A 12687-nucleotide genomic window follows, 5' to 3' on the forward strand; every position below is an offset into this window, starting at 1 on the left:
TAGATGTATAAAATCTTAGGAGATATAAGAATAATGGCGAATACTTTAGTTTTCGGGCACAAAAACCCAGATACTGATACAATTGCTTCAGCTATTGCTGCAAGTTATTTACTAAATAAAACAGGTAATGATACGGAAGCTGTCGCACAAGGAACACCTAATGCTGAAACACAATTTGCACTAGATTATTTTAGTGTTAAAGCACCACGCGTCATCACATCAGCAGACACAAGTACTGTAGTTTTGGTTGATCATAACGAAGAAGCACAGTCAATTGATAATTTAGCAGATGTGACGGTTGAAGCGATTTATGATCATCACAAGTTCTCATTTACAAATACAACCCCTTTGTATATTACAGCCAAACCTTGGGGTTCAGTAGCAACTATTTTGTATTATGAATTTAAACAAGCTGATGTCATGATTCCGGCTGATATTGCTGGTTTAATGGCTTCTGCAATTATCTCTGATACATTATTGTTAAAGAGTCCAACGACTACAACCTATGATCAACCAGCTCTGGAGGCTTTAGCACAAATTGCTGGCCTTGAAGATTATGAAAATTATGGGTTAGATTTACTCAAAGCAGGTACAGATTTATCATCACGAACTGACAAAGAATTAATCGATGGGGATGCAAAGTCATTTGATATGGGTGGTCATCAGTTCCGCATCGGACAAGTTAATACTGTTGATATTGATGAAGTCTTATCTCGTCAGGATGGGATTCAAGCTGCTATTCAAGAGGAAAACTATGAAGATTTTCTCTTCGTCATTACAGATATTTTAAATTCAAATTCAAAAGCTTTGTATTTGGGTGATGCTAATCAAGCCATTGAAGGCGCCTTTAATGGTAAACTAGTAGATAATATCATTGACTTACCTGGTGTCGTTTCACGTAAAAAACAAGTTGTGCCACCATTAGAAAAGCAATTTTAAAATTGTGAGTTATTGATTTGATAACAGTTATTCACACTAATATCGAACATATTTTCGTGGATTTATACAAATCCTCTTTACAGTGTTTGCAAGTTCATGTATAATAGTTACTTGTATTGACAAGCAAATAATTTTAACAAACCACACTAAGGAGTAAGAATATGCGTATTCACGTTGTTCTAGGAAATGATGAAACTGGTGAACGTATTTACTTGACGTCTAAAAACCGTCGTAATACACCAGATCGTCTTGAGTTGAAGAAGTACTCACCAAAACTTCGTAAAGTTGTAACATTTAAGGAGATTAAGTAATATGGCAAAAAAGTCAAAGATTGCTAAAGAACAACAGCGTCAAGTTTTGATTGCAAAGTATGCTGCAAAGCGTGCTGAATTAAAGGCAGCTGGAGATTTCATCGGTTTGGCTGCTTTGCCAAAGGACTCATCTCCAGTTCGTACACATAACCGTGACTTGATTGATGGTCGCCCTCATGCTTATATGCGTGAGTTTGGTATGTCACGTTTGAACTTCCGCCAATTGGCACACAAAGGTCAAATTCCTGGTGTCCGTAAGGCTTCTTGGTAAAGTAAAGTTTCGCAAAAGCGAAGAGCGTAACTTACTTTTGTAAGCATTGCGTGGGCGCGTTAAAAGTCAATTATTATAGCATCAGCTAAATACAGTGACTGCCTCAATGAGCATAGCGAATGGGGTCATAAAGGTTCACAAACTAGTAAAGATCACTTCTACGTGGTCTTTTTTATGTATTAAAAAAGTAAAAATTTGCAATTCCTTAAAAATTAGGTTATACTAGGAGTTGTTAATTTACATAATAAATTGTAAATGAGCGGGTTGCAGTCATGTAGCCGGCTCATTTTTTATGGGATTGGCACTTGCTTGCAATATAATTTAATATGTCATCAAAGGAGGGGATATCATGGTAAATAAAGTTGAACAAACAATGATAGATTTGATTCAACCACTTGTTGAACAACAGAATGATCTATTGTGGGATTTGACATATACTAAAGAAGGTGGGCAAAAAGTTTTGCGCATTTTATTAGATAAGGCAAATCATGAGTTGATTACGATGGAGGAACTAACATTATTCACCCAAAAAGTTAATGAACTGTTGGATGCTGTCGAACCTGATCCTATTCCAGAAGCCTATATGTTAGATATTTCATCACCGGGTGTTGACAGACCATTAAAAGCGCCTTGGCATTTTCAATGGGTAAAAGAGTCTGACGAGAATATTTTAATATCACTTTTTGTAGCAAAAGATGGCCAAAAAAAGTGGCAAGGGAAAATTAAAGCGTTAAATGATAACGGATTAATTTTGACAACGGAAAATGGCGAATTATCACTTGATTTTGATGAAATTGCTAAAGCAGTGCTGGACATCCAGTTTTAACATCAACCAGATTGCCATTGCCTGATAATTAGCTAGTACATTACGTTATCTCAACATAATGTGTTCAGTATGATACAATCAATTTTGGCAGAGGTAATAATTAATAATAGATGAGGATAGGCGAATGAGTAAAGAATTAGTTGACGCGCTCGATGCCCTTGAAGCCGAACGTGGCATTGATAGAGCGGTCGTGGTTGAAGCATTAGAAGATGCTTTACGAGCTGCTTATAAAAAGCAGTATAATGCTGAACAAAATGTTGAAGCGGTGTTTGATACCAAAAAAGGTAATGTTGCCATTAAACAAGTAAAAAATGTTGTTTTGGCTGAAGACTTCGAAAACGAAGACACCGAAATTACATTAGAAGATGCTTTGGTCATTAACCGAGCTTATGAGCCTGGTGATGAAATTCGCTTTGACGTTACACCAAAGGACTTTGGTCGTATGGCAGCTCAGGCAGCTAAACAGGTGATCGTCCAAAAAATTCGTGAAGCGGGTCGTGAAGCAATCTTTAATAAATTTTCTGATTACCAAGATGAAATCATCACGGCAGAAGTTGATCGCCAAGATACACGTTTCTTGTACGTGACATTACCAGGTAGTCAAGAAGCTGCCATGGCTCCCAATGACCAAATGCCAAACGAACATTACCGTATGGGAGATCGTATTAAGGTCTTAGTTAATAAAGTTGAAAATAATTCAAAAGGGCCCCAAATTTTTGTATCTCGTACAGCACCGGACTTAGTTAAACGTTTGTTTGAACAAGAAGTCCCAGAAGTGTATGATGGTACTGTTGAAATTATGAGCATTTCACGTGAAGCTGGCGATCGTTCAAAAATTGCTGTCTATACACACGACACTGACTTAGATCCCGTTGGTGCCATGGTGGGACAACGTGGTGCACGTGTTCAGGCTGTTGTTAATGAGCTTGGCGGCGAAAATATGGATATCGTTGAATGGGTTGAAGATGAGGCGCAGTATATTGCAAATGCTTTGAACCCTTCAGAAGTAACGGATGTCATTTTTGATACTGAAAATGAACGCGCAGTAACAGTTATCGTCCCAGACAATCAATTGTCATTAGCTATTGGTAAAAAGGGTCAAAATGCCCGGTTAGCTGCCCGATTAACTGGATTTAAAATTGATATTAAGTCAGAAAGCGAAGCAGCAAATACATTATCAAAGTCTGATGCAGTAGCAGATAAAGCAGTAACCGAGGAAACTAATTAATTTTTAGGAGGAAAGTGTTGATCCTATAAGACTAGTAGCACATAGTATCTATAATTGTACATTTAACGGCAAATATAGGCAGGTATTAGTTTTTTGAATGCAGCATCATAAAGAGAATGAAACCTAGAAAAATACCAATGCGAAAAGACATTGTAACAGGTGAGATGTTTCCTAAAAAAGAACTTGTGCGTGTTGTTCGTGACAAAGAAGGACACGTTAACTTGGATCCAACATCTAAAGCAAATGGGCGTGGCGCCTATATTGGTCTGAACCGTGATATTGCGGCAGAAGCTAAGAAACAGCGTATTTTTGATAAAGCGTTTGATGTGAAAATTCCTGATGAATTCTATGATGAACTTATCGCATATATTGACCATCAGCAAGCGCGTCGGGAGTTGTTTGGTGATAAGTAAAGACGACCAAATTTTAAATCTTTTGGGTTTGGCGATGCGCGCCGGAAAACTCGTATTAGGTACTGATTCAACACTGACAGCTATTCGAGCACAGAAAGTGCAATTGGCATTTTTCCCGAGTGATGGGGGCCAAAGTCAAGCCAAAAAATTTATTGATAAATCAAGCTTTTATCATGTAACACTAGTTCAAGACTATACTAAATCACAATTAATCGATGCCATTGGTGTCAATCGAAGCGTATTTGCTATTGCTGATCGTGGTTTTAGTCGGAAAATTAAACAATTAATTTTAGAAAAGGAGCGGAACTAAATGACAGAAGAAAAGAAATTCTCAGACTCAAACCGTCCTGCAAGAAAACAGGCAGTTCCAGAACGTAAGGAATTACCTGCATCACAACGTCGCCATGCGGCTAAATTAACAGGGGGATCTTCAACTCCCACAACAGGTGGCACGTCATCAGAACGTCCAAGCCGCCCAGCACGTGCAAATAACAATCAAAATCGTAATGGACAATCACGTAATAGCACCCAAAGTCGTCCAAATGGACAAGGGCAAGGTGGCAATCGTTCAAACACTAGCAATGGTGGGCAAAATCGTAATCAACGTCCAGGAACACGTTCACAAACTGCAGAGGGACGCCCAGCAGTGCGCGAGAAGAAAAATTGGTCAACACAACCACGTGAAGGTCAAGTTGATTATTCTAAGCAAAAAGATAATAGTTTAAAACAATATGTGAATGAAAATCAGAAACGTAAGCAAGCTGCAGAAGCTGCTAAGGCACCTAAAAAGCCGGCAGCTAAACCAGCAGAGGCACCTAAAAAAGCAGCAACTAAACCAGCGGCTAAAACGGCAACTACAACAACTGCAACTAAAAGTGCGGGTGCTGGTAAGTTCGGTGGTGCATTAGCATCAGGAAACAATTCAGCGCGTAATAATTCACGTAAGCGTAATACATCCGGTACTGGTCAACAAACACCACGCCGAAATGATAAGCCACGTGGTTCAAAGAAGTCGCGTCGTATAGCAGCTAAAAGAGGTCCAGTAGTACCACCTACTGAACGTAAAGAACAGCCATTGCCAAAGGTATTAGAATATCGTATTGGTATGAATGTTCAAGATTTGTCAAAGTTGTTGCACCGCGACACAGCTGAAATTATTAAAAAACTTTTCTTACTTGGTATTGTAACGAACCAAAACCAATCATTAGATGGAGATACCATTGAAATTTTGGCAGCGGATTATGGTATTGATGCACAAGTTAAAGAAGAAGAAGATGTGGCTGATATTGATCGATTCTTCATTGATGAAAATATTGATGAAGGTAAGTTAGTATCACGTCCACCTGTTGTAACAATTATGGGTCACGTTGATCACGGTAAGACAACTTTGCTGGATTACTTGCGTAACTCACACGTTACAGAAGGTGAAGCTGGTGGTATTACACAACATATTGGTGCTTATCAAACACAACTAAATGGTAAGACAATCACATTTTTGGATACACCAGGGCACGCTGCCTTTACAGAAATGCGTGCGCGTGGTGCTAATGTTACTGACTTAACTATTTTAGTGGTTGCTGCTGATGATGGTGTTATGCCACAGACTATTGAAGCAATTAATCATGCTAAGGCAGCACATACACCAATTATTGTAGCTGTTAACAAAATTGATAAGCCAGGTGCAAATCCTGACGAGGTCATGAACCAATTGATGGCATATGATTTGGTACCTGAACAATATGGTGGTGATACAATCTTTGTTAAGATTTCAGCTAAGTTTGGCCAAAATGTTGATGAATTACTTGAAATGATTTTGTTGCAAGCTGAAGTTCTTGAGTTAAAGGCTAATCCTGATATGCCAGCACGTGGCTCAGTTGTTGAAGCACGTTTGGACAAAGGACGTGGGCCTGTTGCAACAGTATTGGTTCAACAAGGAACGATGCATGTAGGTGACCCAATTGTTGTTGGTAATACCTATGGCCGTGTGCGTACAATGACTAATGAGCGCGGTACTGAACTTGCCGAGGCTTTGCCAGCAACACCTGTACAAATTACTGGATTAAATGATGTACCACAAGCTGGTGATCGATTTATTATTATGCCGGATGAAAAGACAGCGCGTGCTGCAGGTGAAGAACGTGCCAAGCGAGCTCAAGAAGTGGTTCGTAATTCTGGTTCAGTTGTTACATTGGACACATTATTCAGCACCATGTCTGAAAAGGCTATGAAGACAGTGCCAGTAATTGTTAAGGCTGATGTGCAGGGCTCTGTAGAAGCACTTTCTGGTTCATTAAAGAAAATTGAAGTCGATGGTGTACGTGTAGATATTATCCACACAGCTGTGGGTGCAATTAACGAATCAGATGTAACGTTAGCTGAAGCATCTGGTGCTATTATTATTGGATTTAATGTTCGTCCAACATCTTTGGCAAAGTCTCAAGCTGATTCTGAGAAAGTCGATATGCGATTCTACAATGTTATTTATAACGCTATTGACGATGTTGAAGCGGCTATGAAGGGACAGTTGGAACCAGTTTACGAAGAAAAGATTATTGGAACTGTTGTCGTTAAAGAACTCTTTAAGTTCTCGAAGGTTGGTATTATCGCCGGTGCAATGGTTGAAGAAGGTAAAATCACTAAAGAAGCCAAGGTACGTATCATCCGTGATGGTGTTGTCGTTTATGATGGCGAAGTCGCTTCGCTGCAACGTGGAAAAGATTCTGTCAATGAAGTTAAGATGGGATTTGAATTTGGATTTACAGTTTCAAAGTACAACGATATTCAAGTTGATGATACTGTAGAAGCTTATGTGATGGAAGAAGTAAAAGTGAAGTAATTAATCTTGTATGTGGTAAAAATATGCAAGTAATAGTTACCTAGTTTGTTTAGACACTATAACAGATAACTTTTGTATAAAGAAAGAGGCACACCATGGCTAACCCACAACGTGCAGGTCGTCTAGCACAAGAAGTTCAACGTGATGTGACTGATTTATTGCTAAAGCGGATTAACGATCCGCGCGTGCAAGATGTCACCGTTACAAGTGTTGAATTATCTGGCGATTTGCAGATTGCTACAGTTTATTATTCAATCTTATCGGATTTAGCTAGTGATGGTAAAAAAGCTCAAGCTGGATTGGAAGCTGCAAATGGCCTTATTCGTAAAGAATTAGGGGCACGATTAACAGTATATAAGACACCAGAGTTGAAATTTGTTCGTGATCAGTCAGTTCAATATGGTAACCATATTGAAGACTTAATTCGCAAGTTGCATTCTGAAAATTAATAAATTGTGAATGAATTAACGCTACAATCAAAGTGTAGCGTTTTTTTGTGTTAAAATGGAAATACATTAAACTTAAGTAAAAGTAAGGATTTCAAATATGACTAGCTCAAATCAACCTTTAAACCCAATAATTACTAATATGGCACCAGATAAACTACTAAATTTTCAACAAACTGTCCGTGATATTCCTGGTGTTTTAAAATTGACATTGGGTGAACCGGGATTTGATGTTGATGACCGTATTAAGCAAGCAGCCACAGATGCAATCACTAACAATCGTTCACATTATGCCGAGAGTCAAGGTGAATTAGCCTTACGTTTAGAAGCTGTGAAATACTTTAATCAAACGTATCATTTAAATTATCAAGATGAGAATAATGTGATTGTAACACTTGGTGTAAGTGAAGCTATTAATGTTGTTTTAAATACGTTACTTGGGGTGGATGACGGTTTACTAGTACCTGAACCAACCTATGGTCCATATTTTTCATCCTTACGCTTGGCTCATGGCACTAAAATTACGATTGATACAACTAAAAGTCATTTTAAATTGACACCAGAAATGGTCGATCAGGCTGTTGCACAAGCTACTGTGCCAGTTCGCGCTATCTTGATGAATTATCCAACTAATCCAACTGGTGTCACTTATTCAAGAGATGAAATTCATGCTTTAGCTGAAGTATTTGTCAAACATAATATTTGGGTAATATCTGATGAAATCTATTCAGTTTTGACCTATGATCAAGAACACGTTTCATTTGCTGAAATTATTCCTGAGCAAACTGTTTATATTAACGGCTTATCTAAATCACATGCTATGACAGGGTATCGTGTTGGCTTCATTTTAGGATCAGCTAATGTCATTGCGGAAATGCAAAAAGTTCACGGTACGCTAACTTTTGCAATTCCGACATTTATTCAAGATGCAGCATTAGTTGCGTTACGAGATGTGACGGACACACCGTTAACTATGCGTGAAGTGTATAAAGCACGTCGAGACCGTGTTGTGCCAAAATTGCAAGCGTTAGGATTTGATGTGGTTACGCCGCAAGGTGCATTTTACCTTTTTGCTAAATTACCAGCAGATTTAGGTGAGGATGGCGATGCCTTTGCGCTAAAATTAGCACAAGAAGGTAAGGTAGCGGTTATCCCAGGTTCTGGTTTTAGTGAGGCAGCGAAGGCATATATCAGAATTTCATATGCAGCATCAGATGCGGATCTTGACGAAGGCATACATCGTTTATCGACATACATCGATCAATTACGTAGAGATAATTAAGAGGAATATATGAGTTGGTGGCAAAATTTATTCAGTAGAAAAAGTCAATACGGAAATTTGAGAACAACTGGGCAAATTAATGCTGTTCAAATTTCACGTCAATCCGAATTAACAGTTATAGTAGCACCTGTTACCGGTCAGTTACAAAAAATTGATGATGAAAATGACCAAATCCATAGTAAAAATGGATTTATGATGTTACCAAATGGTTATACTATTCTGTCACCAGTGTCAGGTATCGTTGTTGAATCTAAAAAAAATATGTTAACAATTAAAAGTGTTAATCACGCTGAAGTCGTAGTGAGTGTTGTGACGCATGATACTGACAACGCACGTTTAGCGCTGTATAGTCACGGACAACAATTACATGCTGGCGATATGATTGGTACAATTAGCGCCAAAAATAGCAATGCAACAGTTTATGTTATTTTTGAAGAAAATGTGATACCGCGAGTACGATATGGTGCAGTATATGCCGGACAAAATGTTTGGCAAAATCAAGAGGTTGTTAATGAATCCAAGTAATATAATTGATGGTATCATTGTCATTGATAAACCGAAAGGTGTGACATCATTTGATGTTGTAGCCAAAGTACGTCGAGCAATTGGCCAACGAAGAGTTGGACATGCAGGCACATTAGATCCAAATGTTGACGGTGTTTTAGTGGTTGCATTAGGCAAGGCAACTAAATTAATTGATGAGCTACAAACTCGTCCAAAGCGTTATATTGGTGAAATCACGTTGGGTTTTGCAACGGAATCGGAAGATTTGGACGGCGAGGTGGTTGAAGAGACAACCATCACAACACCATTTTCCAATCGGGTGATTGATGAAGCTATTGCAGAGCTGCAAGGACATATTAAACAGACACCACCCATGTTTTCAGCGGTAAAAGTAAATGGTAAGCGATTATATGAATATGCACGTGCTGGAGAAATCGTTGATCGGCCAATTCGCGATGCCATTATTTATAATTTTAAACGGACATCTGATGTGACCTATGTAGATCAGCGCCAACTATTTAACTTTGAAGCTACTGTATCAAAAGGGACATATATTCGTACGCTTGCCGTTGATGTTGGTAAGAAAATAGGCGTTCCGGCGACAATGACTAGTTTAACGCGCACAATGGGCAGTGGTATTACTAAAGAGGACGCTATAACCTTGGAATCGTTAAAAACATTATCACGTGAAGAACTATTGCAACATATTATATCCATTCAAGATATACTCACGTGGCCAATAAAATCATTGTCTGATGACGAATGGTTTGCGGTTAAAAATGGTCAGAAGATTAGCCAATGGGAACCTAGTAATGATTATTTGCAACTTGTTTATCATGGTGAACTTAAGGCAGTATATGCTTATGATAGGGAACAAAATGTGTGGCGTTCTCGCTACGTATTTACGAATGAATAAAAATGACTAAAATCGTTAAATTACATTATCCAATTAAAAATTTTCAAAAGCCGGTTCGACAAGTTGTTGCAATGGGTTTTTTTGACGGTGTTCATCGTGGACATCAGGCTGTTATTCAACGCGCAAAGACTACAGCTAATCAATTGGGCGTGCCTCTAGCCGTACTGACATATGACCCACATCCAGTAGTTGTCTTTAAAACTTTGACTGAACCCTTACGTTATTTAACGACGCTATCTCAAAAGGCAGCTTTGCTTACGGAACTTGGTGTCGATACCATGTATGTCATGCAATTTACATCTCAATTAGCACAATTATCCCCACAGACGTTTGTAGATGACGTTGTGATGCGCCTTAACCCAATCACTATTGTTGCTGGATTTGATCATTTATATGGCGGTAATCCAGATATATCTAATATGGATCGTTTATCTGACTATGCTCAGCAGAGATTTGATGTGGTTCAAGTGCCGGAGTTTACTGACAGTAATCAAAAAATTGGTTCAACGATGATTCGTTGTGCCTTAGAACAACATGATGTTGATAAAGCTAACCGACAATTAGGACGTATTTATACAACGACTGGTCTGATAGTTCATGGGGAAGCGCGTGGTAGAGAGTTAGGTTTTCCCACTATCAATGTCAAAACGCCTGAATTAGAGTGGTTACCTGGCATAGGTATCTATGCCGTAAAGGTAAAAATTTCAGATACTTGGTATATGGGTATGGCCAGTATCGGACGTAATATTACTTTCGGTGACGAACATCCAATTACTGTAGAAATTAATATATTAGATTTTAAACAAGATATTTATGGTGAAGAAGTAGTGATTGCTTGGCATCATTATCTTCGTGGTGAAGTTAAGTTTATTGGCATTGATGGTTTAATTGAACAACTGAAACAGGACGAAATAGCGACACGTCAATATTTTAAAAGCACGCAACAATGATTGAGTGCTTTTTTATTTAGCACTCATATAAAAAGAGTGCTAAAAAGGGTTGCGTTATTTTGAAAAAGGTGTATCATAATAACTGTTAGCAGTTAGATGCAAAGAGTGCTAATATAAATGGAGGTGATGGTATGCTAACAGCACGGCAAAAGTTGATTTTAAATGCCATCATCTATGAGTATACGCAGACGGCGCATGCAGTTGGGTCAAAGAGTCTACAAGAACAACTAGATATTAAAGTTAGTTCGGCAACCATTCGTAACGAGATGGCAGCATTAGAATCTGAGATGCTTATCAAAAAACTGCATACTTCAGCTGGACGTGTACCGTCACGATCAGGTTATCGATACTATTTAGATAATTTAATGTTGGCACGTCATGCAACACAGCAAGATGTTGTGATGGTTATGCAGTCGTTTCGCGGTAACTTCCATGAAATTGATGATTTACTTGATGAATCAGCCAGAACGTTATCTGATTTCACTGGCGCGACAGCTTTAATTTTAAAGCCAAAGCGTTCCGGGGTTAAAGTATCAGGTTTTCGTTTAGTGCCATTAGAAAACCAGCAGTTGATCGCGGTATTGGTGACCAATGATGGTAAAGTTACGAGTCAGACTTTCAAGTTACCACGTGAACTCGCTGTGGCATCTTTAGATGGTATGGTGAAATATATTAATGATCAGATGACAGGACAGCCTGTATTGGAAGTTTTACGAATGATGCAATCAGATGAGCTGCCGACGCAAATGAGTCGTGTGATTGAAACACCTGCAGCTTTTTTACAACTGTTTGGTGATGTGCTGGCACGATCAATTGGTGATAATGTGCATATTGGTGGTCGGTTGAATGTTTTGGACTTTAGTGATGACGATGTCGAAACGAAAGATTTGAAGCGTTTGTTAGAGTTTTTAACATCGGCTTCCGGCATACGCAGAGTTTCACCGACTTACGGACGACGCGTTACAGTAAAAATTGGGTCTGAGATTGGGGAACCATTACTCAAACCGTTTAGCTTAATGACAAGAGCATTTACCGTCCCTAATCAAGGTGAGGGGATCATTGCTTTGCTCGGACCAATTCGCATGCCATATGCGCATCATACATTGCTTATGGATGCATTTGGTGAAGCATTGAGTCAGAAAATGATTGAATATACATAAATTAGGAGGTCACTTACGTGGCAGATAAAAGTCAAGAAGAAATAAAAGATGAAGCAGTTGTTAATGAAGATGTGGTCATCGAGGAAAATGAATCAGACGTTGATGAATTAAAAGAAGACGTTGATCCGCAAGAACAAAAAATTAATGAGTTGACATTAAAAATATCAGAATTAGAAGACAAGCTACTCCGTTCACAAGCTGAAATACAAAATATTCAGCAACGCAATGCGCGTGAGTTACAAAGCATGCGTAAATATGAGGGACAGAAGTTGGCTACTGCAGTATTGCCAGCCGTAGATAACTTAGAACGTGCTTTACAAGTCGAAGCAGACGATGCTGTTACTAAGCAAATTAAAACTGGTGTTGAAATGACACTTAAAACTTTGGTTCAAGCGTTAACAGATAATGGTATTTCTGAAACAGGTCAAGTTGGGGAAACATTTGATCCAACAAAGCATCAAGCCATTCAAAGTGTTGAAACAGATGAAGTTGAATCAGATGCTATTGCCTCTGTCTTGCAAAAGGGTTATATCCTGCAAGATCGTGTTCTCCGTCCTGCAATGGTTGCGGTAGCAAAGTAAAACAATGTCAGCATATCATTAATA

At 38.7% G+C, this 12687-nt stretch carries 15 protein-coding genes; all 15 read left to right on the plus strand.

Annotated elements, in window-relative coordinates:
* Positions 1 to 33: 33 nt before the first annotated feature.
* The gene (locus HNQ98_RS03360; RefSeq protein WP_135197302.1) at positions 34 to 939 is read left to right on the plus strand and encodes a manganese-dependent inorganic pyrophosphatase; all 906 of its coding nucleotides are present in this window, start codon (positions 34 to 36) and stop codon (positions 937 to 939) included.
* 161 nt (positions 940 to 1100) lie between these two features.
* Positions 1101 to 1250, plus strand: coding sequence for a 50S ribosomal protein L33 (gene rpmG, locus HNQ98_RS03365; protein WP_002815032.1), 150 nt, complete (start codon positions 1101 to 1103; stop codon positions 1248 to 1250).
* A gap of 1 nt (position 1251) precedes the next feature.
* On the plus strand, positions 1252 to 1521 hold the full coding sequence (rpsN, locus tag HNQ98_RS03370; protein WP_014974158.1) for a 30S ribosomal protein S14: 270 nt from the start codon (positions 1252 to 1254) through the stop codon (positions 1519 to 1521).
* 349 nt (positions 1522 to 1870) lie between these two features.
* Positions 1871 to 2347: a ribosome maturation factor RimP gene (rimP, locus tag HNQ98_RS03375; protein ID WP_135197303.1), complete on the plus strand. Its 477-nt coding sequence runs from the start codon at positions 1871 to 1873 to the stop codon at positions 2345 to 2347.
* 124 nt (positions 2348 to 2471) lie between these two features.
* On the plus strand, positions 2472 to 3575 hold the full coding sequence (gene nusA / locus HNQ98_RS03380) for a transcription termination factor NusA (RefSeq protein WP_135197304.1): 1104 nt from the start codon (positions 2472 to 2474) through the stop codon (positions 3573 to 3575).
* A 116-nt stretch (positions 3576 to 3691) separates the two neighbouring features.
* Positions 3692 to 3988 (plus strand): RNase P modulator RnpM, encoded by a 297-nt coding sequence (rnpM, locus tag HNQ98_RS03385; protein ID WP_014974161.1) that lies wholly within the window; start codon positions 3692 to 3694, stop codon positions 3986 to 3988.
* Positions 3978 to 4298 (plus strand): L7Ae/L30e/S12e/Gadd45 family ribosomal protein, encoded by a 321-nt coding sequence (locus HNQ98_RS03390; protein WP_135197305.1) that lies wholly within the window; start codon positions 3978 to 3980, stop codon positions 4296 to 4298. Before rnpM ends, HNQ98_RS03390 begins: the two co-directional genes overlap by 11 nt.
* On the plus strand, positions 4299 to 6824 hold the full coding sequence (gene infB, locus HNQ98_RS03395) for a translation initiation factor IF-2 (RefSeq protein ID WP_135198311.1): 2526 nt from the start codon (positions 4299 to 4301) through the stop codon (positions 6822 to 6824).
* 95 nt (positions 6825 to 6919) lie between these two features.
* Positions 6920 to 7273 (plus strand): 30S ribosome-binding factor RbfA, encoded by a 354-nt coding sequence (gene rbfA / locus HNQ98_RS03400; RefSeq protein WP_014974164.1) that lies wholly within the window; start codon positions 6920 to 6922, stop codon positions 7271 to 7273.
* A 97-nt stretch (positions 7274 to 7370) separates the two neighbouring features.
* Positions 7371 to 8552 (plus strand): aminotransferase class I/II-fold pyridoxal phosphate-dependent enzyme, encoded by a 1182-nt coding sequence (locus HNQ98_RS03405; protein WP_135197307.1) that lies wholly within the window; start codon positions 7371 to 7373, stop codon positions 8550 to 8552.
* A 9-nt stretch (positions 8553 to 8561) separates the two neighbouring features.
* The gene (locus tag HNQ98_RS03410) at positions 8562 to 9077 is read left to right on the plus strand and encodes a PTS sugar transporter subunit IIA (RefSeq protein ID WP_014974166.1); all 516 of its coding nucleotides are present in this window, start codon (positions 8562 to 8564) and stop codon (positions 9075 to 9077) included.
* Positions 9064 to 9972 carry a tRNA pseudouridine(55) synthase TruB gene (gene truB / locus HNQ98_RS03415; RefSeq protein WP_135197308.1) on the plus strand — a complete coding sequence of 303 codons (909 nt, stop codon included), beginning with the start codon at positions 9064 to 9066 and terminating at the stop codon, positions 9970 to 9972. The genes HNQ98_RS03410 and truB overlap by 14 nt, the downstream gene beginning before the upstream one ends.
* Before the next feature lie 2 nt (positions 9973 to 9974).
* On the plus strand, positions 9975 to 10922 hold the full coding sequence (gene ribF, locus HNQ98_RS03420) for a riboflavin biosynthesis protein RibF (RefSeq protein ID WP_135197309.1): 948 nt from the start codon (positions 9975 to 9977) through the stop codon (positions 10920 to 10922).
* A 131-nt stretch (positions 10923 to 11053) separates the two neighbouring features.
* On the plus strand, positions 11054 to 12082 hold the full coding sequence (hrcA, locus tag HNQ98_RS03425) for a heat-inducible transcriptional repressor HrcA (protein ID WP_014974169.1): 1029 nt from the start codon (positions 11054 to 11056) through the stop codon (positions 12080 to 12082).
* A gap of 17 nt (positions 12083 to 12099) precedes the next feature.
* A complete protein-coding gene (gene grpE, locus HNQ98_RS03430; protein ID WP_135197310.1) occupies positions 12100 to 12663 on the plus strand; it encodes a nucleotide exchange factor GrpE in 564 nt (187 codons plus the stop codon).
* Positions 12664 to 12687 lie beyond the last annotated feature (24 nt).

The organism is Leuconostoc carnosum (genome assembly GCF_014207505.1).
In the GTDB taxonomy this organism is placed as follows: Bacteria; Bacillota; Bacilli; order Lactobacillales; family Lactobacillaceae; genus Leuconostoc; species Leuconostoc carnosum.

Excerpts from the sequence above, each read along its gene's own strand:
- HNQ98_RS03360 (WP_135197302.1), top strand. The coding sequence starts at position 34 with ATGGCGAATACTTTAGTTTTCGGGCACAAAAACCCAGATACTGATACA.
- rpmG (WP_002815032.1), top strand. The coding sequence starts at position 1,101 with ATGCGTATTCACGTTGTTCTAGGAAATGATGAAACTGGTGAACGTATT.
- rpsN (WP_014974158.1), top strand. The coding sequence starts at position 1,252 with ATGGCAAAAAAGTCAAAGATTGCTAAAGAACAACAGCGTCAAGTTTTG.
- rimP (WP_135197303.1), top strand. The coding sequence starts at position 1,871 with ATGGTAAATAAAGTTGAACAAACAATGATAGATTTGATTCAACCACTT.
- nusA (WP_135197304.1), top strand. The coding sequence starts at position 2,472 with ATGAGTAAAGAATTAGTTGACGCGCTCGATGCCCTTGAAGCCGAACGT.
- rnpM (WP_014974161.1), top strand. The coding sequence starts at position 3,692 with ATGAAACCTAGAAAAATACCAATGCGAAAAGACATTGTAACAGGTGAG.
- infB (WP_135198311.1), top strand. The coding sequence starts at position 4,299 with ATGACAGAAGAAAAGAAATTCTCAGACTCAAACCGTCCTGCAAGAAAA.
- rbfA (WP_014974164.1), top strand. The coding sequence starts at position 6,920 with ATGGCTAACCCACAACGTGCAGGTCGTCTAGCACAAGAAGTTCAACGT.
- HNQ98_RS03405 (WP_135197307.1), top strand. The coding sequence starts at position 7,371 with ATGACTAGCTCAAATCAACCTTTAAACCCAATAATTACTAATATGGCA.
- HNQ98_RS03410 (WP_014974166.1), top strand. The coding sequence starts at position 8,562 with ATGAGTTGGTGGCAAAATTTATTCAGTAGAAAAAGTCAATACGGAAAT.
- truB (WP_135197308.1), top strand. The coding sequence starts at position 9,064 with ATGAATCCAAGTAATATAATTGATGGTATCATTGTCATTGATAAACCG.
- ribF (WP_135197309.1), top strand. The coding sequence starts at position 9,975 with ATGACTAAAATCGTTAAATTACATTATCCAATTAAAAATTTTCAAAAG.
- hrcA (WP_014974169.1), top strand. The coding sequence starts at position 11,054 with ATGCTAACAGCACGGCAAAAGTTGATTTTAAATGCCATCATCTATGAG.